The sequence below is a fragment of the Streptomyces chiangmaiensis genome (genome assembly GCF_036281785.1).
Classification (GTDB): Bacteria; Actinomycetota; Actinomycetes; order Streptomycetales; family Streptomycetaceae; genus Streptomyces; species Streptomyces chiangmaiensis.
The window spans coordinates 1-21502 of record NZ_JAYWVC010000137.1; the positions used below are offsets into that span (position 1 = coordinate 1).

Below are 21502 nucleotides of genomic sequence, written 5' to 3' on the forward strand. Positions count from 1 at the left end.
GGTTCTCGCCGTCTGGCTCACCGCCACCGTGTTCGGCCGGGATCTCGTCTCCCTCTCCTCTGTGCAGCACCCGCGCGACGCGTTCGTCGCCAGCGGCAATCCGCCGCGCTCCGGCGAGAACCGCGAGGGGGACCACACGGCCGCCTGAAGGAGCCGGGAGGACTCGGTCGCTTCGGTCGGCAGGCCGAACTGACGCACGTGCGGTCACCGCATGAGCGTGAGCCGTTCGCTCAGATGGCGATCGGCGAGCACCGAGAACATTCCTGCGTCCGCCCGAGCGGGCGACAGCGCGCCGGGCAGGCGCCCACACGCCCGGGACCGCCGGCATTCGCCGTGCACTCCCGAGCTTCGACTCGCCCGAGCCCGGCGCAGCCGGGACTGGGCTTCCTGTACCACCTGGAGCACACCATGGACGCGAGCGAGGAGGCCGCACGCGGCCTGAGCGAGATCGAAGACTTCCTGTATCGCGAGGCCCATCTGCAGGCGGCACAACGGCGCGTAGCCGATTTCATCGCGCGGATGCCCGAACTGACCCAGGAGCAGACGTCGGACATCGAACACTGGTATGTCGAAGAGCAGACGCACGTGGCCCAGATAGTGACTCAACACATCGAGGACAGCATCAGCGTGGCGGAAGCGCAGTTCCGTACGCGCATGACGCAATGGCGTCGGGGAGCTCTGGCCGCCGTGGCCCTGCTTGCCGTGACCATGATGGGCTTGTGCAGCGCTGTGATCCTGGGAAGGAGCATCTGACCCGATCCGGAGAACCGGATGGCAATGCATCGGTCTCCGGATGGAGGGCTCGCCCCAGGCGAGCGTCGCCGTCATCCCGTCTCGCTGAAGGCCCGTGCGCGGGACGGCGTCAAGTCCGCTTCGGCCCAGACGACCTTGCCGTCCGACACGGAGCGCGTGCCCCATCTGCGGGACAGCTGGGCGATCAGGAAGAGGCCGCGGCCGTTCTCGTCGGTGGTCCGTGCATGACGCAGGCGCGGGGAGGAGACGTTGGTGTCGAACACCTCGCAGGTCAGGACCTGGTGCTGGATCAGACGCAGCCCGATCGGACCGGTGCTGTGGCGCAGGGCGTTGGTGACCAGCTCACTGACGATCAGCTTCGTGGGGTCCTCGAGACTTTCCAGACCCCATTCGGTCAGCTGGCGGGCTGCCATGTGCCGGGCGCTGCGGACGGCGGTCTGGTCACTCGGCAGCGTCCAGGAGGCGACCTGACCCGGGCCGAGTGAGCGGGTCCGCACCAGGAGCAGGGTGACATCGTCGGTCGGTGCATGACCCGGGCGGCTCTCCGTCGCGCGGGTGCAGAGTTCTTCCAGGGAGTTCCTCGGTTGTGTCAGAGCGGTGGCCAGGCGCCGCATGCCCATCTCGACGTCGTGATCCCGGGATTCGACCAGTCCGTCGGTGTACAGCGCGATGAGGCTTCCCTCGGGCAGCTCCATCTCCACGGCCTCGAAGGGGATTCCCAGGCCGATGCCGAGCGGGGTTCCGCTGGGAAGGTCGGGGAAGGTGACCTGGCCCTGCGGGTCGACGATGGCGGGCGGCGGGTGCCCGGCCCGCGCCATGCTGCACCTCCGGGTGACAGGGTCGTAGACGGCATACAGACACGTGGCGCCCTCGACCGTGAAGGTCTGGTCCGGGTCGTCGGCGTCGTCCTCGGCCAGTCGCTGGACCGTGTCGTCGAGGTGGGTCAGCAGTTCGTCGGGGGGAAGTTCCATGTCGGCGAGTGTCTGTACGGCGGTCCGGAGCCTGCCCATGGTCGCGGCGGCGTTGATGCCGTGTCCGACCACATCGCCGACGACGAGAGCGACCCGTGCGCCGGACAGCGGAATCACATCGAACCAGTCGCCTCCGACGCCGCTGTCGATGTCGGCGGGCAGGTAGCGTGAGGCCGCCTCGACCGCCGTACCGCTCCGCAAACGGTGCGGGAGCAGGTTGCGTTGGAGCGCGAGAGCCGCGGTGTGTTCACGCGTGAACTGGCGAGCGTTGTCCAACGACAGCGCGGCGCGACTGACGAGTTCCTCGGCAAGGAGCAGGTCGACCTCCTGGAACGGCACCGGGTCCTTCGTGCGGATGAACAACGCCACGCCCAGCAGGGCACGTCGGGCGCGGATGGGCACGATCATCAGGGAGTGCATGCCGTTCTCATGGATCATCTGCGCTCGTGCCGGGTCGTCGTCGACCCATGTGCCCGGAGCGGTGTCCAGTATCGGTTCCAGATGGGACCGCCCGGAGCGCAGAACGTCGGCGAGGGGTGAATCGGGCGGAATGGGGACCGGCTCGCCGCGCACCCATGGGGATTTGGGGGTCCGGTGGTGGATCGAGGCAACACCTGCACGTCGGAAAGCGGGGAGGCGCCCGTCAATCGGACCACAGCGGACCGGGGGCCCTTCGCCGAACGGGACCGACTGCTCCAGGTCGACGACGACGTAGTCGGCGAGCAGCGGCACGGCAAGTTCGGCCAGTTCCTGGCTGATCTGCATCACGTCCAGGGAGGCGCCGAGGCGCGTACTGGCCTCGGTGAGGACGGCGAGACGCTCGCGCGCCAGCCGGCGTTCGGTGACATCGACGCTGATGGTGCACACCCCCAGCGCTTGACCGTCGGCTCCCTGGAGACAGAAGAACGACGAAGCCATGGCGTGCTCCCGGCGCGGACTCGTCGCCAGCCACATCCGGTACTCGTGAACCCTGGTGGTGCCGCTCTCCAGTACCTGCCGCATCACCGCCTCGAGTGCTTGTGCCTTGCAATCGGGCAGTGCGTCGGTGAATCGGCGACCGAGCCGCCGTTCAGGGCAAATGCCGTCGTGGCTCTCCATCGTGTCGTTCACCCAGGTGCAGCGCAGCTGCGCGTCACGAACGACGATGCCGATCGGTGCATGGACGAGAAGCGACTCCCGCAGCGATCTGCTCATCGCTTCCGAGGAGAGCGCGTCGACATCTGTCACGGATACGAGCCACCGGATCGCCTCGTCCTGCCCCGACAGCATCGAGATCCGCAGGATGACATTGAGCAGGCGGCCGTCTCGGTGGCGCACCGCGGTCGTGCTCGACGAGCTGTGGTGTGCACCGCACCGCTCGAGGAACGCCGATGTCGTCGGCGCTTCCTCGGCCCCGGGCAGAACCAGTGCCACAGAGCGGCCCACCACTTCGCCGGCGCGGTACCCGAGAAGCCGCTCGGCGGCTTCCGTCCATGCCACCACCCTTCCCTGCCCGTCGCACATCGCGACCGCCGACTCGGATGGCACACGCGTGGTCGGTCGATTACTGACGGTTACCTTCTCGGTGTCAATCATCAAACTGCTGTCCTCGGGTGTGTGGCGGAGAAGCGGCATCGGGTACAGGAAGCCGGTGTGCGGACGGCTGCGACCGGGATCACGGCGGCGTGGACACCGGAGGCGATCCGTGCCGCATCTCGGTTCTCGATTCCGGATGCAGATACAGGCACGAATCCGATCCGATTTGCGCCTTTTGATGCTTAGACCGGGTGGCGTTCCGGTCTGTGACAGGCACGCGGACACGACTGATACCGGCACGTAGGGCCAATGCCGTCGTAGGAGCACAACCGGGTGACCGGAGAGGTGAGGACAGCGGCGGCGATCCGCGAGCAGGTCCCGCCCGCTGGAGGAGGTCGACGTCGGCCCTGCCGAACAGCTGCCGCCTCGGTCTCTGCGCGGATTCTGACGGGTCTCGACGGGGTCGAGGTTCTCGTCCGGACCGCTGACGACGTCGTGCAGCTCGGGCAGGCAGAAAGACTCCCGTACGGCCGGACGGTCGGCAGCGGCCGACCCGTCCAGTGGGCGGGGCAATGACGTTCACGGGGCTCCGGCCCCGGAAGGTCTGGAGGTTGCGGCGCTTGCGCGCCTAGGAACGCTTGGCGCGGTAGAGGCCTCGGCCGGTCCGCTGAATACGGGATGTACCCACAAGGCGATCGAGTGTGCTGCGGACCGCGTTGATGCTTCCGCTGTCGGAGTCACGACTCAGTGCCGCGGCGACATCACGGGCCCGCACGTCGGCGTCTCCGACTGCGGCGAAGTACTCCATGATCTGCTCGGTGAGCATGCCGTATTTCTTCTGACCGTCCGCGTCGGTGCCGGCGGGAACAGCGCGCTCCTTGTCCCTGCCACTCTTCGGCCTCTGCTCCTGGGGCACGGACGTCTCGGTGGCGTCCGCCGATGCGGGGGAGGCCTGAGTCCTCTCCGGGGCGGCGGGCACCACAGCCGGGCTCCCCTCGGCCACCACGGCACCGGTCCTGCCCGCCGAGGTCATCCCAGCAGCCGGGTCGACCATCACGGCCTGAAGGGCCCCGAGGGCCCGCTGCACCGAACTGAGATGCGCCGCGACCGCAGCGAGTTCCCTCTCCAGCGCCTGCTTCTGGATCTGCAGGCGGGCCAGGTCCTCTTGGAGGCTCTCAGCGGTGATCTCGATGTCGTGTGCCGTGCGGGTTACAGGGACCATGTGTTCCTCTCATCCTCAACCCGTCCTGCCGCGCCCCGGCTCGCCTGCTGCGCCGCCCGGCCCGGACGCCGGAGTGGGCCCACTTGACATCATATGCAGTGGGCGACTCGGAGCGGAGGTGCATCAGAGCCCCACGGTTTCACAAGAGCTTCACGATGCCAGGGACGCTGAGGATGGTTCGCTGCGCGCCGAGCGCCGTCACACAATGATCGCCACTGTTCGTGGAAGAAGCAATGGGTATGCAAACACATGGTTGCCGGTCACCTGACGGTCTTGCCCATCCTGTCGCCGGACGGTTCGCAGCGTTCCTGGCTGTTCGCGGTTTCGGCTGAGGTGGGGGCCGTGGTGTGCAGGTGCCGCAGCGCGTCGTGGATTGCCTCGATACGTGCGTCGACGGTGTCGATCGCTTCTTGAAGCATGCGCAGGCGGGCTTCGAGCAGGGCGGCCTCGGCTGCCAGAGACGCACTGGCGGCGGCAGGATCGGAGTGCTTGTCAGGGTCTAGTGGCATCATGCCTCCTTCTGCGGCTCTGGCCGGAAGTCGTACGAACCGGAGTGAGCGGGGAGGGCGGCGGAGCGTCGGCGGGCCCGACCGTACGGTGCCGCAGGCGCCTGCGGCCGCCACTGCGAACAGGCTCCGTGCCACCGCATCAGCACCGTCCACATCGCGGGAGCCCGGACGTGGGCCGGCCGGGATACGCAGGTTGCGGCACACGGACGGCGTGCGGCGACGGCCAGGACCTGAAGGGACGGATGCCCCGAAGCCGGTCCCGCCGTCTGGAGCATGCGGGGTCCGTTGTCGCATGGATGCATCGGTGGTCCCGGGCTTCTGAGGCCATACGTGCTCCCTTCCTCGCGGCGAGGACTTGCGCGAGCGGCCGCACAAGTCGCCATCCGGATTGACCGAACAGCCGAGAGAGCTGTGACAGCCGCGCGCAACGGACATTGCTCGCCTTGCGGGCCGGCCCGCCGTGCCTGAAGGTCGCCTTCAGCCGGGAGAGAGCCGGGGCGTTGTGCCAGGGGCACCGGTGTGGATCAGCCGCTCGTCGCCGGCGCAGTGCATGGGTCCTGCCTGTCGCAGTCACCCACCGTCCGGCACGGGGCCGCGCGCGGTTGTGAAGCGGGAACCCGAATCGAGGAACGCAGCGATCTTGCTCGGGCTGAACACCCACATCACTGTGTGGACGCCTTGCTCCGAGGCGGCCATCGTCAGGATGGTGCTGGGCACCCCATCGCGGTGGAGCATCACGCCGGCACGGCCGTTGGCCTCGACGAATCTGGGATCCGCGCCACGCCAGAACCCTGGAGTGGCCGTCGAGAGCTGAGCCACACGTGCACGGCCCAGAACCGGTAAGCGTGCGGCCCCCCGGATTCCGTTGCCGTCGGACAGACTGATGGCATCCGGGGCGAGAAGGGCTTCCAGCGCGGCCACATTCCCCGTCTGAGCCGCTGAGACGAAGGCATCCAGGAGGCGGCGGTGCTCCGTCGTGTCCACGTTCTCGCGCTGCTCGGCCGTCAGATGCTTGCGAGCGCGGCTCACGATCTTGCGCACGTTGACGAGGCTGAGATCAAGGATCTCGGCGATCTCGGGGTAGGTGTAGTCGAACGCCTCGCGGAGTATGTACGCGGCGCGCTCAGTGGGGGTCAGTTTCTCCAGCACCAGCAGCAGGGCCAGTTCCAGAGCCTCCGCGCGCTGCGCCCCCACCTCCGGGTCCGCGCTCGTGTCGATGGGTTCGGGCAACCATGGCCCGATGTACGTCTCCCGGCGCAGACGCGCGGATTGCGCGACGTTGATGGCCAAGCGGGTCGTGGTGCTCGAAAGGAAGGCCACCGGGCTCACCACCGCGGAGCGGTCGGTCCTCTGCCATCGAAGCCATACTTCCTGGACCACGTCCTCGGCCTCGACCACGCTGCCCAGCATGCGATAGGCGATTCCGAAGAGACGCGGCCGGTGCTGCACAAAGACGGAAACAGCGTCTGCGAGGGCACTTGTCGTGGGGGACGGCTCGAGATGCATGCGGTCTCCGTCCCCCCGGTCCCAGCTGTCCGAAGGAGGGATCACGCTGGTACCGAGTTCAAGCGGGCGGCGACGACGAGGGGTCCTCGGACGCGCTTCCCGAGCCCGGCGTGCTGCAGGGGGAGAGGCGCTGCATGGCCTGGTGCGGCATTGCAGGAACCGTGGTCACTGTGAGTCACGACTGCTCCAATTGCGATGTGTTCCACAGACCGGGATCGGCCCTGTCGATGTGTCAGGACCGGGGCAGAGGGACGTCACCGGCTGCTGTTGGTGGGGGCAGCCGCATCGCAGGCGCACCGTGTTCTGCGCGGGCTCACAGCTTGACCATGTGATCAAGCCAGTTCCCGAGCACGAATGCCTCATGCGAGTAGTGAATACGTACGAACCCTCAGCCCAAGACTGTGGAATCTTTGCCAACAGTGTCATTAGAACACTGGCACATTGTTGATGAGCGAGTGGGTCGGGCCTACGTTGCCGATGAGACCTGAGTGCACCCCGTAGCGGCACTGTCACGGCGCAGAGGCGTCGGTCCGCACCGCGCCGGCGTGCCTATGCGGGGGTCGGGTCCGGGGGCGCGGGTTGGTTCCAGGAGTGCAGCTTGTCTGGGTTGAGGACGACCCACACCTCCGTGACCTCGTGGTCGGCGATGTCCAGGGTGATGACCGCGGCGACCTGGTGGTCGTAGCGGGCGACAAGGCCGGTGCGTCCGTTGACGGAACGGGTGGACAAGGTGGTGTGCCTGCGGGGCTCCAGGAGTGTCAACAGGCTGTCGGCGACCTGCCGGCTGCCCCGCACCGGTTTGGTCGATGCCCGGACCTTGCCGCCGCCGTCGAAATAGGCCACGGCGTCCGGGGACAGCAACGATGCGAGCAGTTCGGCGTCCCCGCTCATGCAGGCCTGACGGACCGCGCGGGCGAGGATGTCCTGCTCTTTGGGTGTCGTGGGACGTGAACGCTGTATCCGAAGATAGCGGCGGGCCCGATCGGCGAGTTCGGCGAACTCGGGCTCTGTGCGTCCCACGATGTCGGCGACCGTGTCGGGACTCATCCCGAAGACGTCGTGGAGCACGAACGCCGCCCGTTCGGCCGGCGGGAGGGAGTCCAGCGCGTCCAGCACGAGCAGGCCGTCCTCCTCCTCCAGCGTGGCAGGAGGAGGCTCTTCCGCCTGGGGCAGGTCAGGGGTCCGTGCCGGGAAGGCGGAGGCATCGGCCCAGTCGGGCAGGACAAGCCGGTCCAGACAGATTCCGCCGGCGGTCTTCGCCAGCCAGGACCTGGGGGATGTGATCCGCCTGCGCGCCGCGTCCGGCAGCCGGTACCAGCGGCGGTAGGTCTCGTCGACAACGCACTCCGCCTCGATGGGGCTGCCCAGCATCCAGTAGGCGACCTCCAGCAGATGTCGACGCTCCTCGAGCAGCTCCGCGATCGGCGTCACGTCATCATGGTCCATACGGCATCTTCCCCCTCGCTCCGCACCACTCGACGCAGCCGCACGTTTCAGCCCCGTCGATGTTCAGGAAGGCTTCAGCGATACCCGCGTTACGGCACCGTGTGCCACTCATGTGCACCCGGGTGCACGGCATGGGCGCCGCAGCGACGGCTGAGTCCTCGCGCACGACACACCGCCTCCAGTCACTTGACTCATTCTTTAGACCGGACACGCACGGAACCTGTGACATGTCTCCACAGACGATCACGGCGACGCGGTCACGGGCCCTCTTCCGTCATGCGGAACTCCGCCGCATGTCACACATGCGGCGGTTGTCCGGTCTGACGTGACGGCCCCTGTCTCCTCTTCGCAGAGATGAGAAATTCCGTGATCAAGTTCGGGACCTCCTGCCGAATGGCGAACTCTGGACGTTCCCATTCCCGTGGCTGCCTGTAGGTGCCGAGCTCGCCGAACTGAATTCTCCACCCTTCGAGAGGAGGGGCCCGCGGCAAGGCCAAAAGAACCTGCAGAGTCGAACGCATTCTTTCCGGGGAATTCATGAATGATGGTTGGAGCGTGGGTGGCGTGAGTCAGGAGAACGAAGTGCGCCGAGGCGGCAAGGGGGAAAGAATTGCCGAATGGGCCGATGGTCGCCTGGGCCTGTACAGCTCGATCAGAGCGCGAGGACGAAGAGCATTCCCTGACCACTGGTCGTTCATGCTGGGAGAGGTCTGTCTCTACAGCTTCATCATCATCATCGTCACGGGAGTGTATCTGACGCTCTACTTCCATCCGTCGATGAACGAAGTGGAGTACAACGGCAGTTATGTGCCGCTGCAGGGTCAGACGGTGTCGGAGGCATTCAACTCGACCCTGCACATCTCCTTCGATGTGCGTGGCGGTCTGCTGATCCGTCAGGCGCACCACTGGGCGGCGCTGGTCTTCGTCGCCGCGCTGCTCGTCCACATGATGCGCGTATTCTTCACCGGTGCCTTCCGGAAGCCTCGTGAACTCAACTGGCTCTTCGGATTTCTGCTGCTTGTCCTCGGAATGTTCGCAGGGCTGACGGGATACGACCTCCCGGATGACCTGCTTTCCGGGACCGGACTCGCGGTCGTGAATGGAACAATCCTTTCCATCCCGATCGTCGGAACCTACCTCTCGATGTTCCTCTTCGGCGGTGAGTTCCCGGGGGATGATCTGGTGGCTCGCTTCAACACGATCCACGTTCTGATCATCCCTGCCCTCATGGTGGGACTGCTCGTCGCCCATCTGTTCCTGGCACTCCGGCACAGGCACACGCAGTATCCAGGTCCGGGACGGACCAACGAGAATGTGGTGGGCCTGCCGCTCAAGGTGTACGCCGTGAAGTCCGCAGGCTTTTTCTTCCTGGTCGCCGGAGGCATCTTCGTCCTGGGCGCTGTCGCACAGATCAACCCCGTCTGGATGTATGGCCCCTATCGTGCCGACCAGGTCTCGGCCGGATCGCAGCCCGACTGGTACATGGGTGTGGCGGACGGGTTGCTGCGGGTCATGCCCGGTTGGGAAGTCGATTTCTGGGGCCACACCCTGGCTCTGGACAACTTGATCCCACTGACGGTGGGCGTCGGTCTCTTCCTCGTCATGGGCGCATACCCGTTCATCGAGGCCTGGGTGACCGATGACGACCGTGAGCAGCACATCCTCGACCGACCGCGTAACCGCCCGGTGCGAACGGCACTCGGTGTCGCATGGCTCAGTTTCTATCTGGTGGCCCTGATAGGTGCCGCGAACGACATCATCGCCACTCACTTCGACGTCTCGGTCGAATCAGTGTCATGGGCGGTTCGCATCGGGCTCTTCGTCGCGCCTCTCGCTGCTTTTGCCGTGACCAAACGCGTGGCACTCGGCCTCCAGCGCCGAGACCGGGACAAGGTGCTGCACGGACGCGAGACGGGCATCATCAAGCGCTTGCCGAACGGCGAGTTCATGGAGATGCACGAACCGCTCAGCCGAGAACAGCTCCACGTCCTTACACAGCACGAGCAATACACACCGATCACCTCCGGTCCTTCAGGTGGCGCGGATGGCTCGCATACCGGATCCGGCCTTGCCCCACGCCTGCGTGCCCGGCTCAGCCAGGACTTCTACGGCGAAGACACGCAGATCGCCAAGCCGACCGCGGCGGAGTACAAGGAGATCACCAGCAGACATTGACGCGGCATCCGTGGACACAGCGGGGGCTCCGTGCACCCTCGGCACGAACACCGTTGTCCACGCGTGCGCTCCTTCAGCCCCTCGGAGCAGTCCGTGCGCACCTCACCGGAGCCCTTTCGCGGCGGACTCCACCAGCTGGACATGGGCGCCGCCTGCTTTTCTCGATGCATGTCACATCTTCAGATGATGTCCTGTCAAAAAGGTGAAGCAAGCAAAAGGCCTGCGGACCCAAGGAGTTCAGCCCCAGCCACCGAAGCCGTTCCCAGCCGCCGGCACCGGCGCCGTGAATCTCATCGGCGTCCGGCAGGCCCGAACGTCTTCCGGCCTGCCGAATCCGGCCCATCTCTCCATGACGAGTGACCGCGTCCTGTCGCAATGGCCGTGTCCGTCCGTCCGGACAACGGCAGTACCTTTGCCTCGAAAGGGCCCCTCATGAACCGTCGATACCTTTACCGACGTGCCCGTACTCCTCTCGCCCTGATGGCCACCGCCACGGTCGCCGCCGCTCTTTTCGCTGCGTCCATCGGTCCGGCGAGCGCCGGCAAGCCCTCTGCCCCGCAGCAGCGCAAGCCGACCGTCGTTCTCGTCCATGGCGCGTTCGCCGACTCCAGCAGCTGGAACGGTGTCCTCAAGAAGCTGAAGCGTGAGGGCTATCCGGTGGTGGCCGCTGCCATTCCGCTGCGCGGGCTCAGCAGCGACGCCGCCTACCTCAAGGACCTCCTGGCCGGCATCGACGGCCCGGTCGTGCTCGCCGCGCATTCCTGCGGCGGAGCGGTCATCAGCAACGCCGCCCATGGGGCCGACAACGTCAAGGCGCTCGTGTACATCGCCGCGTTCATCCCGGACAAAAGGGAGCGCGCACTGGCCCTCGCGGACAAGTTCCCGCGAAGCACCCTCGGGAGTGCTCTGCATCCTGTTCCGATCTCCCTGCCGGACGGCTCCAAGGAGACGGACTTCCACATCGACCAGGACACGTTCCACCACCACTTCACCGCGGATGTCCCCAGGAACACGGCCGACCTCATGGCGGTCACTCAGCGCCGTGTGACCGGCGCTGCTCTGGGGGAGCCCGCCTCCGAGTCCGCCTGGGCGACCGTTCCGTCCTGGGCCCTGCCGGCCGGCAAGGACCTCAACATTCCCTCGCGGACGCGGTTCTTCGTGGCCGAGCGCGCCAAGGCCCACATCGTGGAAGTACGGGCCTCTCACGCTGTGAGCGTTTCCCACCCTGACGACGTCGCCGACATCATCGAGAAGGCGGCTCGGACGGTCCGCTGACGGGCGCACCCGACGCGGGGCGGCGAAGGTGCCGCCCCGCGTAGGACAAGTGGACGGCCGAGTGCACACGATCCGCCGTTCACGGCCGGGACGGCGGCAGAGAACGGCTCAGAGTGCGACGGCCGATGGGATCGCGCACGATCCGCTGGACTTCGATGCGGTCTGCCTCGGCCTCGGCCTGGACCCGACCACGGGCCACCCGATCCGGGTCACCGTTGGCGCGCCGGACGGCCATGCGTACCGCGTGCGTCGTGTCGGCGGCCTCGTCGATGACGTAATACAGCCAAACGGGCCGACCGTCGGCGTGGATCTGCAGGCCCACCAGCCACTCGTCGTGATCCGTGAGGCGGGAGTCACGACGTACGCGCGCACGGTCCGCCGGAGCACGACCGGTGCCGTCGGAGAAGCCGGGATCCGGGACTGTCACGGCAGCAGTGATGGTGACCGTGGATGCGCCCTGCACTGGGTGCCTGTCTGCCTGGAGCAACATGGTGGTTCATCTCCATTCCGACTCGGGCCATCACGTCCGTGGTGCGGCGAACCGTCCAGATGCGGTAGGGGTGGAGTGTTTCGCCCTTCTGCACACTTGACTGAATGGCACCCCGATTTGTGACAGCCGCAGGCGCCTCACCGGGAGGCCGACCGGCGGGGGCACGGCCGTGAGGGACGGGGCTGTGCCCGGTGAGACGTACTGCCGGTGCACGCGCCGTCGACAGGCGTCCGCCGGTTCAGGCGGTGTCCGCCTGCTGCACCTGTACAGCGGAGATGTCGAGAGTCAGCGTCACCTTGTCGCCGATCAGGGATCCGCCTTCCGCCAGGGACGGGTTCCCGTCGAGTCCCCAGTCGGAGCGTTGGAGAGTGGTACTGCCCTTGAAGCCGACACGATCTCGACCGTAGGCGTCCCGGCTCGTTCCACCGAACTCGAGGTCGATGTGCACAGGCAGTTCGAGGATCTTGATCCGGAGGTGTCCTGGCGCGCGGATCCGGTCGTCTCCTGCATCGAGGAGTCCGACGGAGCGGAACGTCATGACAGGGAACGTCGCCGAGTCGAGGAAGTCCGGCCCGGTGACCTGCGCGTCCCGCTCCGGAGTGCCCGCGTCGAAACTGCCGGTCTGGACACTGAGGTGGACCTCGGATCGGGTGCGACGAGATCCGTCGAGCCTGAGGAGCCCCTCGAAGGCGGTGAACTTCCCGCGCAGGTCGGTGATCACGGCGTGCCGGACGGAGACGCCGACCGTGCTGCGGACCGGGTCGACGATGTAGATACCGGTCAGGTCGTCGGAGGGGCCGGTGCGAAAAACCGCGGAATCCCTGTGGTGGAACATGATCAGCCGGTTTCCTTTGTCCGTGGATCTCGGGCAGGTGGGAATTTCGGCGCCCGACGGACGTGCAGTCGAACTCAGGGATGCTGCTCGAGCGAAGTGCTGGCGGCCGTGCACATCGAGGCCCGGACCTGTGAGAGATGATCGGAAACGGCTCGTTCCGGCACGGCGGGCCGACTCGGTGTCCGTTCGACGGCGCAGTGACCTGAAGCGGGCGTGCATGGGCGGCCCCGTCCGTCGGCAGGGCCCCCCACAGGCTCACTGACGCTGCGCCGACCAGTCGGCCAACCGGGTCTTGTTGATCCGGGCGTCAGGGCCCGGCAGCAGCGTGGTGCCCTCCAGCTCGGCACCGAAGTATGTGGCGTGCGGGTCCGCGGCGACCGTACGGGGGCCGTTCCCGGCGGCGAGTCCCTGACGGACGAGCTCGCCGAGCCGGAAGGCGTCGGGACCCGCGATTTCGGCCACACCGTTGACAGGGATGCCGGCCGCGGCCACGTCGTCGGAGTGGGCCGGCTGGATCTTGACGGGGGCGAGACGTACGGTGTCGCCCCCGGTCGCCGTGCCCACGATCCCCTTCATGAACTCGGAGAAACTGTGCGATTTTATTCGGCGAGTTTTCCGTCCGTCGAGACCTCTTCCATGAGCGTGGAAATCTCCTCCGGGACGGGGGGAATGCTTTCGTGGGTGATGCCGGCAGTCGGGGACCACACGAGGTTGACCTGCAGCGCCGGGTCCAGATCGGGGTAGTCGCTGCGGTTGTGGCAGCCGCGGGTCTCGCGGCGCTCCAGTGCGGCTTCGAGGGTGGCCCGGGCCGACAGGGCGGCGGATTTGAGATCGAAGGCGTGGGCGAGGTCCTGGTAGCCGGCGATGTCGGGGTGGACGCCGACGTCCTGCATCCTCTTCTCGATCGAGCTGATCTCGGCCAGTCCGGTGCGCAGGCCCTGTTCGTCGCGTACAACCCCGGCGTGCTCGGTCATGGTGTTGCGGATGGCGCGTTGCAGAGCACGGACGTTTTCCGGTCCGTCGGCGACGAGGAGGTCGTCCAGCTCGGCGCGGGCCTGTGCCACTGCCGTGGCCGAGCGCGGCTGGGCGGTCAGGGACTGTGAGTAGGCGGCGGCCGCCTGGCCGGTGATGCGGCCGAAGACCAGCAGCTCGATGAGGCTGTTGCCGCCGAGGCGGTTGGCGCCGTGCAGGCCGCTGGAGGCCTCGCCGATGGCGTACAGGCCGCGCACGTCGGTGCTGTGGTCCTCGGGTCGTACCCACACGCCGCCCATGGAGTAGTGCGCGGTGGGCGCGATCTCGATCGGTTCGCGGGTGATGTCCAGCATCTGCAGGTCCAGCAGGGTCTGGTAGACCCGGGGCAGCCGGTTCATGATCGTCTGGCGGGGCAGGTGGGAGACGTCGAGCCACACGCCTCCCTTGGGGGTGCCGCGGCCTTCCTTGATCTCGGTGTAGGAGGCCAGGGCCACTCGGTCGCGGGTGGACAGTTCCATGCGCTCGGGGTCGTAGCGGGTCATGAACCGGTCGCCGAGCGCGTTGCGCAGGATGCCGCCCTCGCCACGTGCTGCCTCGCTGACCAGGGTGCCGGCCGCGTTCTCCGGCTCGATGATCCCGGAGGGGTGGAACTGGACCAGCTCGGGGTCGCGCAGTCGGGCCCCGGCCTCCACGGCGAGGCGGAAGGAGTCGCCGGTGTTCTCGTCGCGCCGTGAGGAGGTGCGTCGCCAGATCCGGGTGTGGCCGCCCGCGGCGAGAATGACGGCGTCGGCGTGGATCAGGTAGCGCGTTCCGTGGGTGAGGTCGAAGCCGTAGGCGCCGAACACCGCGCCGTCGTGCACCAGGAGCCGGGTGATGTAGACGCCGTCGAGGACGGGGATGTCGAGCTGCTGCGCGCGCTGGATGAGAGTGCGCTGGATCTCCAGACCGGTGTAGTCGCCGGCGAAGGCGGTGCGCCGGTACTTGTGCGCGCCGAAGAAGCGCTGGGAGATCCGGCCGTCGGCTTCCCTGGCGAAGTTCATGCCGTAGCGTTCCAGGTCGTCGATGCCGCGGGCGGCACCCTGGGTGACGATCTGCACGGTGCGGGGATCGGCCAGGAGATAGCTCTCCTTGAGGGTGTCGGCCGCGTGCTGCTGCCAGCTGTCCTCCGGGTCCATGGTGGCCAGGGCCGCGTTGATGCCCCCCGCGGCCAGTGCCGTGTGGGCGTCGTCCTTGGGGCGCTTCCCGACCGCGAGGACGTCGACACCGGCCTCCGCCAGCTCGATCGCCGCGCGCAGCCCGGCACCCCCGGTGCCGATCACCAGCACCATGGTGGAAAGACGTCGTTCGCTGATTGCCACGGTCCACTCCGATCGTTGAGGTTGTCACTGACTAGGACAAAGCTGTTCCGGCATCTGTGACACCTTTTGTTGCCACCGTCCCGTGACGTGGTGTCCGCACACATGGACGCGGGCGAGCAGCGAGGGACGATCCGACTCGCTCTCGCCCGGCGCCGAGGAGTCACGGCAGGAGCCGCTCCAAGGGGACGTCCGGATCGGACAGACGCGCGTCGTCGATGTCCGCCCCGGAGGTGATGAGCGAGCGGATCGGGTCGACGACGTCCCACACGTTGACATTCATGCCGGCCAGGACGCGGTTCCCCGCCATCCAGAAGGCGATGAAGCGTCGTTCGGAGGGCTCACCCCGGAACACGACACGGTCGTAGCCACCGGGTTCCGCGTAACCCACGTACTCCATTCCGAGGTCGTACTGATCCGTGTAGAAGTACGGCAGCCTGTCGTAGACGGCTTCCTTGCCGAGCATGCTGAGTGCCGCCACCTCCGGCTGGTTCAAGGCGTTGGCCCAGTGCTCGACCCTCAGGTGGCGGCCGAGCAGCGGGTGGTAGGCGTTGGCGACGTCGCCCGCGGCGTAGATGTCGGCCGCTGACGTCTGCAGGCGCTCATCGGTGACGATGCCGTTTCGTACGTCCAGGCCCGCCTCTTCGGCGAGTTGGACGTTGGGGGAGATACCGATGCCCACGAGCACGGCGTCTGCGGTTAGGTGCCTGCCATCAGCGAGCCGTACCCCGTCCACGCGGCCGTCTGTTCCGGTGAGGGACTCCACCTGCACGTCGGTCAGCAGATTCACGCCGTGATCAGCATGCAGCGCGGCGAAGACCTCGGCCGCCTGACGCCCGAGCACCTTCAGCAGGGGAAGCTCACCGTGCTCGAGCACGGTCACCTCGGCGCCGGCCGTCCGGGCGGCCGCGGCGGTCTCCAGACCGATCCATCCGGCACCGATCACGACGATCTTCGCCCCTGCCCTGAAGGCGGACTTGAGTCGTTCGCTGTCTCCCACACGCCGCAGATACAGGACGTTGTCCAGGCCGGCCCCTGGGACGGACAGATGACGTGGAGTCGAACCGGTGGCCAGGAGCAGCTTGGTGTAGGGAACATGACGGCCGTCGTCCAGTTCCACCGTCCGCGCCCGCCGATGGACCGCGCGCGCCCGCGTGCCCAGCAACAGGTCGACATCGTGCTCCCTGTACCAGTCGTCGGGATGCACGAAGATCGAGTCGCGCTCCTCCGTGCCCAGCAGGTAGCCCTTGGAGAGCGGCGGCCGCGTGTACGGCTTCTCGTCCTCGTCCCCGATGATGACCAGTGGGCCGCTGTGGCCGTGCTTGCGCAGTGCCTCCGCCGCCTTGCCCGCGGCCAGACCGCCACCGACGATCACGAAAGTATTCACAGGGTTCCTCATCTCAGACGGCGCATGCTGCCAGTCGTATTGGGCCGGTCACCCATCAGACCGCCGACCACCTCATCCTGTGACAACTCCGGCGACGGCCGCTGTCGACGGTCAGAGGCAGGTGCACGGGCCTCGCGCAGGTCAGGCAGTCCATGGGGGACGGGCGGGTGGTGTGCCAGGAGGCGAAACCGAACCGGGACCGCGAGGCCGTGGTCGCCGGCCTCAACCTGACCTGGAAGAAAGCCAGGCGGGCAAGGCGTCGGCTGTCACAACACCGTGGGCTTCATGGTCATAACTCCTGCCGGAGGACTGCCCAGGGCGAGCCGGTCGGTGTCTCATCTCCCTCGGGCGGAAAGAGAGGAACATGACGTACGTCATCGCGCAGCCTTGCGTCGACGTCCAGGACAGAGCCTGTCTCATCGAATGCCCTGTGGACTGCATCTACCAGGGCAACCGGACGCTCTACATCAACCCCTCCGAGTGCGTGGACTGCCGTGCGTGCGAGCCCGTCTGCCCGGTCGAGGCCATCTTCTACGTAGAGGATGTTCCACAGCAGTGGGCGCACTACACGACCATCAACGCCGAGTACTTCCAGACGCCTTCGGCGCAACAGGATGAGCCGTACGTCCGTGACGGCGATCACCGCCTGATCGCCCGGTTGCCACCACAGACGTCGCGCAAGAAGGACATCGCCGCCTTCAGTATCCGCAAGGAAGAGGCTGCCGACGCCGACCTGTGGTTCCCCTCCTGACGCATCACGTGTCCCATCAGGCGGCGCAGGGCCGGATCATTGCGGAGGCGACTGACTGCGGGATGCGGAGGACCTCGCTGCAACGGTGGGCACGGTGACGACCGCGGCCTCCCGGGTCAGGAGACGCTGCACAGGACAGCGACCGGCCACGACCAGAAGTTGGTTTATCTGGACAGGGTTCAGATCGCCGGTCAAACGGATGCTCCTGATGATCTGCCCTTGCGGATCGAACCGCACAACCACATCCACTCGGTCGAGCGGCAGACCGTGCCGGTCCGCACATGCCCGGACGGCCGTGGAGGTACATGACCCCAGCGCGGCCAGCAGCAGTTCCCCGGGCGTGGGACCGGTATCCGTGCCGGTCGGCTCGTGCTCGTCCGCGGTCAGCAGATGAGGACCGACCTCGACGGAACGGGCGAGACTCCGCCCTTCACTCACTGACACGCGGCGTGCGTTCATCGATCTTCCTTTCAGGCGAGCCACACCGCTGTGTGGCCGGTGATCACCGGGATGGCGAGTTGTGGCGGGATGCTGCGACTCGTCTCTTCACCGCTAAGACAGAAAGGATCTCTCTCATGTGACATGGAAGCTGTCACACAGTGCTGAGCTGCCCGGTCCTATGGACAGACCCAGCCCCTCACACCACTGCTGAACAAGTCAGACCGAATGCGCAGGACGTGTCATGCGCACGGCTGCAGAACAGAGAGCCATGCGCGACGAATCCCGGATCATCCGCATCGGGCCTGAGGACATCGAACGCGCGGCGGCCATGCATCGCAGGTGCTCGGTGCACACCCTGTGGAGTCGCTAGGCTCGGGACGCGCCTGCTGCGCTGTCTCGGCCACCATGCCGTCAACGGAGGCTGGAAGGAGATCTACGGTCTCATCCTGCCCGGTGATGAGAAGATCTCTGCCATCCTCCGCCATGCCACGGTACCGATCCACTGAGTGTCCGAAGAAGGTGTCACAACGGTGTGGGCCGAGACGAACGACATCGCGACCGCGGACTCGCTGCCACATCGGTGAAAGCGACATCGGGCATGAGAAACCGGTCGGCAGCCGTGCTGTGCGGCGACGCGTCGTGCTGTGCCGCCACGCGGTGCGTCACAGCTGAAGATACCGCCGCCGGTCAGGGAATGAGTGCGATGGTGGTCGGCGCTCCCCGCCCGGCCATCCTCGCGTAAGGGGACAGCGCATCGGCCTTCTCCAGGAGCGGGGCGGCAACGACGGGATCGATGCCCGGCCATGTGACCACCAGGCCGACGGACACGGAGTAGCCGCCGTCTTCCGGGTCTCTGCCGAACGCCACGGTCGCCTCCACGGAGATCGCGGCGGTGTCGAGCCGGGCCTGTCGTGCCACCAGGCTCAGCGCCCCGTGGAAGCAAGCCGCGCAGCCTGCGGCGTACAGATGCTCGGGATTCGTTCCCCGACCGTCTCCTCCCAGTTCTGTGGGCATGCGCAGGTTGAGATCCAGGACCCCGTCGGCCGAGCGTGCTCTTCCCGAGGCCCGGCCGTGACGCGCAATCCCCCCACTGACGGTCACCGTCGTGGTGTAGATGGGGGCGAAGGATTCTCCGTGGAAATCGTTGTCCGTGCACAGATCGGGCGGCTGGATCTGTTCCGTCACCGTGTGACTCCTTCCAAGCTGTCGTAAAAAGCCGGGCGCGGAGCCGGCATCGCGGTGGGGCGGCGGGTGTCCGTCGGCCTCGACATGCCTCGAGGGCGCGCGAGGCGGTACGCCCCGCCATGGGCAGCGTCCTCCGAACCCGATAAGTCACATTTCATGCTTGTGCACCTTCACGCCGCGAAGCCCTGGGGCCGGTAGTCAGTTGACCGACAAGCCGCCCCCGTTGTGACAGTCTCTGACACGCGACCTGCCGGGCGCCTCGCCCTGATCGGGCGACCGGGCCGACACAAGAGGAAACGGTCTCTGCGCTGGATGACGGCGTTCGGAAGGGTCGCCTCAACCCTCGAGCGAGGCGACATAGGGAGCCAGTTTGGCCGGATTCATCACCCACATGAGGCGTTCGATGCCTCGTTCCGACACCACGATGAACAGCAGCGCCACCGGGTTCCCCTGGGACGTGACCAGGGCGGCCGGCCTGCCGTTGGCCTCGACCCAGTGAATCTCCTTCTGAGGCCAGAAACGCGGGGCGAAGGCGACGAGGTACTTGGAGACGTGCGGACGGCCGACGACCGGAATTCTGCTCGCACCGCGCATCCCTCCGCCGTCGGAGTAGCTGACCACGTCCGTCGTGAGAAGCTGCTCGAGCGCCGACAGATCACCGGTCTGCGCCGCGGTGAGGAACACCTCCAGCAGCCGGCGATGAGCCGTGGAGCTGACCGGCTCCCTGTGCTCCGCCGACAGATGCTTCCGGGCGCGGCTCACCAACTGGCGCGTATTGGCCTCGCTCGTCTCGAGGACGTCCGCGATTCGCTTGTACCGGTAGTTGAAGGCTTCCCGCAGAACATAGGCGGCCCGTTCCACCGGGTTCAGCTTCTCCATCAGGTGGAGAACCGCCAGGTCAAGCGCCTCAGCCCGTTCTGCACCCAACTGCGGATCCGTGCTGGTGTCGACCGGCTCCGGAAGCCACGGCCCGATGTACGACTCCCGCCGCATCCTGGCGGACTGGGCGCAGTTGAGCGCCAGACGGGCGGTGATCGTGGAGAGAAACGCCACCGGCTCATGGATGTCGGTGCGGTCGGCGTTCTGCCACCGCAGCCACGCCTCCTGGACGACGTCCTCGGCTTCCGCCGTACTGCCGAGGATGCGGTACGCGATGCCGAAGAGCCGGGGACGCGCTGCCATGAAGTCTTTCGTTGCCTGTTCAAGGGAGCCTGCGTCTTCACCGGCGCGCATAGATGTCCTCCAGCCCTGCGCCACCATGTTACAAGCCGTCACAGCAGCTCGCGCGTCGCCCCGCCCGGGCACGGAGCAGCGGACGCCCCATGCGCGGTCCGGCGACACGTACATCACGGCCGTGTCGCCGGTGTTTCCGCCAGGCAGCCTGTCCGCCATTGCGGTGAGTGCGGGGCACCCCGGATTTCTGCTGCGGACTGAACTCACGCTGGGTCGGTTTCCCGGACGCAAGGACGCACTCAGACCGGTGTCCCACTTTCTCCGCACGACAGTGTGGTCCTCTTGACCGATGGACTGTTGGAGGGAAGGACAGCCCCCTCCGCACGACTTGGCGAGGACGGCCTGCTGCGTCCGGGCTGGAACGCAGAGTGCCGCCCACCCGGGCGCCGCGGAGGGCTGGGTCGGCTACTCGGTGAGCAGATCGTTGGTGAACGCCGCGGCTTCCACCAACGCCTTCAGCGCAGTCAGATAACGGGCGGCGTCCGCGCCGTCGATGAGGCGGTGGTCGTACGACAGTGACAGGTGCACCAGGTCGCGGATGGCTATGACCGGTCCGTCGGCGGTCTCGACGACCGAAGGGCGTTTGGCCATGGCGCCGACACCCAGGATGGCGGCCTGGTTCGGCGGAACGACGACCGTGTCGAACAGGGCGCCGCGGGAACCCGTGTTGGAGATGGTGAAGGTGGCACCCGTCACGTCATCCGGGGTGAGGCCGCCGCCGCGAGCCTTGCCGGCCAGTTCGACGATCGCCCTCGCGATGCCGCCGACATCGAGGTCTCCGGCTCCCTTGATGACCGGGGTCATCAGTCCCTTCTCCGTGTCGACCGCGATGCCGATGTTCTCGGTGTCGAAGTAGGTGATGGTGCCTTCGTCCTCGTTGATGCGGGCGTTGATGGCCGGGTGCGCCTTCAGCGCCTGGGCCGCCGCCCGGACGAAGAACGGGAACGGCGACAGACCGAAGCCCTCGCGGGCGGCGAAGGCGTCCTTGGCCCGGGCACGTAGCTGCATCAGCCTGGTGACGTCCGCCTCGACCACCGTGGTCAGCTGAGCCTGTTCGTGAAGGGCCTTCACCATGTTGTCGCCGATGATCTTGCGAATGCGGCTCATCCGGACGGTTTGGCCGCGCAGCGACGACACCTCCGGCGGGGTCTCGCGAGGTGTCTGCGTCACCGCCGCGGGCGGAGCAGGAGCGACCTCGGGCTCAGCAACGGCCTTGCGCACCGGCGCGGTCTGATGCGCGTCTTCTGCCCGGCTGCCGCCGGAAGCCGGGGCGGCGGGGGACGGAGCCGGGATCCTCGGTGCGGACGGCTGGCCCGTCGAAGCGGCGGCAGGGCCGGGCGGTGCGCCGACCGCAGGAGAAGGAACGGCAGGGGCCGTCTGCACGGCCGGGGTTGCGGTCGGTCCTCCGACAACGGCCAGCCTGGCGCCGACCTCGGCGGTCTCGTCCTCGGCCACGAGGATCTCCAGCAGGACCCCGGAGA

18 protein-coding genes are annotated in these 21502 nt (G+C 67.1%); 4 read left to right on the forward strand and 14 right to left on the reverse strand.

Features of this window, described 5'->3' with window-relative positions; genetic code table 11:
* The first annotated feature begins 408 nt into the window (after positions 1-408).
* Positions 409-753 (forward strand): hypothetical protein, encoded by a 345-nt coding sequence (locus VXC91_RS29935; RefSeq protein ID WP_329510476.1) that lies wholly within the window; start codon positions 409-411, stop codon positions 751-753.
* A gap of 71 nt (positions 754-824) precedes the next feature.
* Here the strand turns inward: VXC91_RS29935 and VXC91_RS29940 are convergent, their stop codons facing one another.
* The 5 genes from VXC91_RS29940 to VXC91_RS29960 all read right to left on the reverse strand — a co-directional run bounded on the left by VXC91_RS29940 (position 825) and on the right by VXC91_RS29960 (position 7922).
* Positions 825-3338, reverse strand: coding sequence for a SpoIIE family protein phosphatase (locus tag VXC91_RS29940; protein ID WP_408057509.1), 2514 nt, complete (start codon positions 3336-3338; stop codon positions 825-827).
* A gap of 529 nt (positions 3339-3867) precedes the next feature.
* Positions 3868-4461 (reverse strand): hypothetical protein, encoded by a 594-nt coding sequence (locus VXC91_RS29945; RefSeq protein ID WP_329510478.1) that lies wholly within the window; start codon positions 4459-4461, stop codon positions 3868-3870.
* 260 nt (positions 4462-4721) lie between these two features.
* Positions 4722-4970: a hypothetical protein gene (locus VXC91_RS29950; RefSeq protein ID WP_329510479.1), complete on the reverse strand. Its 249-nt coding sequence runs from the start codon at positions 4968-4970 to the stop codon at positions 4722-4724.
* Positions 4971-5540: 570 nt separating this feature from the next.
* Positions 5541-6476: an RNA polymerase sigma-70 factor gene (locus VXC91_RS29955; RefSeq protein ID WP_329510480.1), complete on the reverse strand. Its 936-nt coding sequence runs from the start codon at positions 6474-6476 to the stop codon at positions 5541-5543.
* A gap of 549 nt (positions 6477-7025) precedes the next feature.
* On the reverse strand, positions 7026-7922 hold the full coding sequence (locus VXC91_RS29960) for a sigma factor-like helix-turn-helix DNA-binding protein (RefSeq protein WP_329510481.1): 897 nt from the start codon (positions 7920-7922) through the stop codon (positions 7026-7028).
* Between the two features lie 537 nt (positions 7923-8459).
* Here VXC91_RS29960 and qcrB point away from each other — a divergent pair.
* Together qcrB and VXC91_RS29970 are read left to right on the forward strand one after the other, a co-directional pair.
* Entirely contained in the window at positions 8460-10097 is a 1638-nt protein-coding gene (gene qcrB / locus VXC91_RS29965) for a cytochrome bc1 complex cytochrome b subunit (RefSeq protein WP_408057510.1), read from the forward strand.
* A gap of 432 nt (positions 10098-10529) precedes the next feature.
* Complete coding sequence (locus VXC91_RS29970; protein ID WP_329510483.1) at positions 10530-11372, forward strand: alpha/beta hydrolase; 843 nt, start codon at positions 10530-10532, stop codon at positions 11370-11372.
* Between the two features lie 79 nt (positions 11373-11451).
* On the opposite strand, the gene VXC91_RS29975 is transcribed toward VXC91_RS29970, so the two are convergent.
* The 5 genes from VXC91_RS29975 to VXC91_RS29995 form a co-directional block, all read right to left on the reverse strand.
* Positions 11452-11799 carry a hypothetical protein gene (locus VXC91_RS29975; RefSeq protein WP_329510484.1) on the reverse strand — a complete coding sequence of 116 codons (348 nt, stop codon included), beginning with the start codon at positions 11797-11799 and terminating at the stop codon, positions 11452-11454.
* 301 nt (positions 11800-12100) lie between these two features.
* On the reverse strand, positions 12101-12697 hold the full coding sequence (locus tag VXC91_RS29980; protein ID WP_329510485.1) for a YceI family protein: 597 nt from the start codon (positions 12695-12697) through the stop codon (positions 12101-12103).
* 255 nt (positions 12698-12952) lie between these two features.
* A complete protein-coding gene (locus VXC91_RS29985) occupies positions 12953-13273 on the reverse strand; it encodes a hypothetical protein (protein ID WP_329510486.1) in 321 nt (106 codons plus the stop codon).
* A gap of 23 nt (positions 13274-13296) precedes the next feature.
* Positions 13297-14997: an L-aspartate oxidase gene (locus VXC91_RS29990; protein WP_329510493.1), complete on the reverse strand. Its 1701-nt coding sequence runs from the start codon at positions 14995-14997 to the stop codon at positions 13297-13299.
* Positions 14998-15187: 190 nt separating this feature from the next.
* Positions 15188-16423, reverse strand: coding sequence for an NAD(P)/FAD-dependent oxidoreductase (locus tag VXC91_RS29995; RefSeq protein WP_329510487.1), 1236 nt, complete (start codon positions 16421-16423; stop codon positions 15188-15190).
* Between the two features lie 352 nt (positions 16424-16775).
* Between VXC91_RS29995 and fdxA the strand changes: the two genes are divergently transcribed.
* A complete protein-coding gene (gene fdxA / locus VXC91_RS30000; RefSeq protein ID WP_329510488.1) occupies positions 16776-17162 on the forward strand; it encodes a ferredoxin in 387 nt (128 codons plus the stop codon).
* Between the two features lie 36 nt (positions 17163-17198).
* On the opposite strand, the gene VXC91_RS30005 is transcribed toward fdxA, so the two are convergent.
* The 4 genes from VXC91_RS30005 to VXC91_RS30020 all read right to left on the reverse strand — a co-directional run.
* Positions 17199-17621 (reverse strand): OsmC family protein, encoded by a 423-nt coding sequence (locus tag VXC91_RS30005; RefSeq protein WP_329510489.1) that lies wholly within the window; start codon positions 17619-17621, stop codon positions 17199-17201.
* A gap of 669 nt (positions 17622-18290) precedes the next feature.
* Positions 18291-18788, reverse strand: a complete 498-nt coding sequence (locus VXC91_RS30010; protein WP_329510490.1) for an Ohr family peroxiredoxin — start codon at positions 18786-18788, stop codon at positions 18291-18293.
* Positions 18789-19124: 336 nt separating this feature from the next.
* On the reverse strand, positions 19125-20021 hold the full coding sequence (locus tag VXC91_RS30015) for an RNA polymerase sigma-70 factor (RefSeq protein WP_329510491.1): 897 nt from the start codon (positions 20019-20021) through the stop codon (positions 19125-19127).
* A 405-nt stretch (positions 20022-20426) separates the two neighbouring features.
* On the reverse strand, positions 20427-21502 hold a 1076-nt coding region (locus VXC91_RS30020; RefSeq protein ID WP_329510492.1), incomplete at its 5' end, for a 2-oxo acid dehydrogenase subunit E2.

Excerpts from the sequence above, each read along its gene's own strand:
- fdxA (WP_329510488.1), top strand. The coding sequence starts at position 16,776 with ATGACGTACGTCATCGCGCAGCCTTGCGTCGACGTCCAGGACAGAGCC.
- VXC91_RS30015 (WP_329510491.1), bottom strand. The coding sequence starts at position 20,021 with ATGCGCGCCGGTGAAGACGCAGGCTCCCTTGAACAGGCAACGAAAGAC.
- VXC91_RS29980 (WP_329510485.1), bottom strand. The coding sequence starts at position 12,697 with ATGTTCCACCACAGGGATTCCGCGGTTTTTCGCACCGGCCCCTCCGAC.
- qcrB (WP_408057510.1), top strand. The coding sequence starts at position 8,460 with ATGAATGATGGTTGGAGCGTGGGTGGCGTGAGTCAGGAGAACGAAGTG.
- VXC91_RS29995 (WP_329510487.1), bottom strand. The coding sequence starts at position 16,423 with ATGAGGAACCCTGTGAATACTTTCGTGATCGTCGGTGGCGGTCTGGCC.
- VXC91_RS29970 (WP_329510483.1), top strand. The coding sequence starts at position 10,530 with ATGAACCGTCGATACCTTTACCGACGTGCCCGTACTCCTCTCGCCCTG.
- VXC91_RS29940 (WP_408057509.1), bottom strand. The coding sequence starts at position 3,338 with ATGCCGCTTCTCCGCCACACACCCGAGGACAGCAGTTTGATGATTGAC.
- VXC91_RS29955 (WP_329510480.1), bottom strand. The coding sequence starts at position 6,476 with ATGCATCTCGAGCCGTCCCCCACGACAAGTGCCCTCGCAGACGCTGTT.
- VXC91_RS30005 (WP_329510489.1), bottom strand. The coding sequence starts at position 17,621 with ATGAACGCACGCCGCGTGTCAGTGAGTGAAGGGCGGAGTCTCGCCCGT.
- VXC91_RS29950 (WP_329510479.1), bottom strand. The coding sequence starts at position 4,970 with ATGCCACTAGACCCTGACAAGCACTCCGATCCTGCCGCCGCCAGTGCG.
- VXC91_RS29935 (WP_329510476.1), top strand. The coding sequence starts at position 409 with ATGGACGCGAGCGAGGAGGCCGCACGCGGCCTGAGCGAGATCGAAGAC.
- VXC91_RS29990 (WP_329510493.1), bottom strand. The coding sequence starts at position 14,997 with ATGGTGCTGGTGATCGGCACCGGGGGTGCCGGGCTGCGCGCGGCGATC.
- VXC91_RS29985 (WP_329510486.1), bottom strand. The coding sequence starts at position 13,273 with ATGAAGGGGATCGTGGGCACGGCGACCGGGGGCGACACCGTACGTCTC.
- VXC91_RS29960 (WP_329510481.1), bottom strand. The coding sequence starts at position 7,922 with ATGGACCATGATGACGTGACGCCGATCGCGGAGCTGCTCGAGGAGCGT.
- VXC91_RS29945 (WP_329510478.1), bottom strand. The coding sequence starts at position 4,461 with ATGGTCCCTGTAACCCGCACGGCACACGACATCGAGATCACCGCTGAG.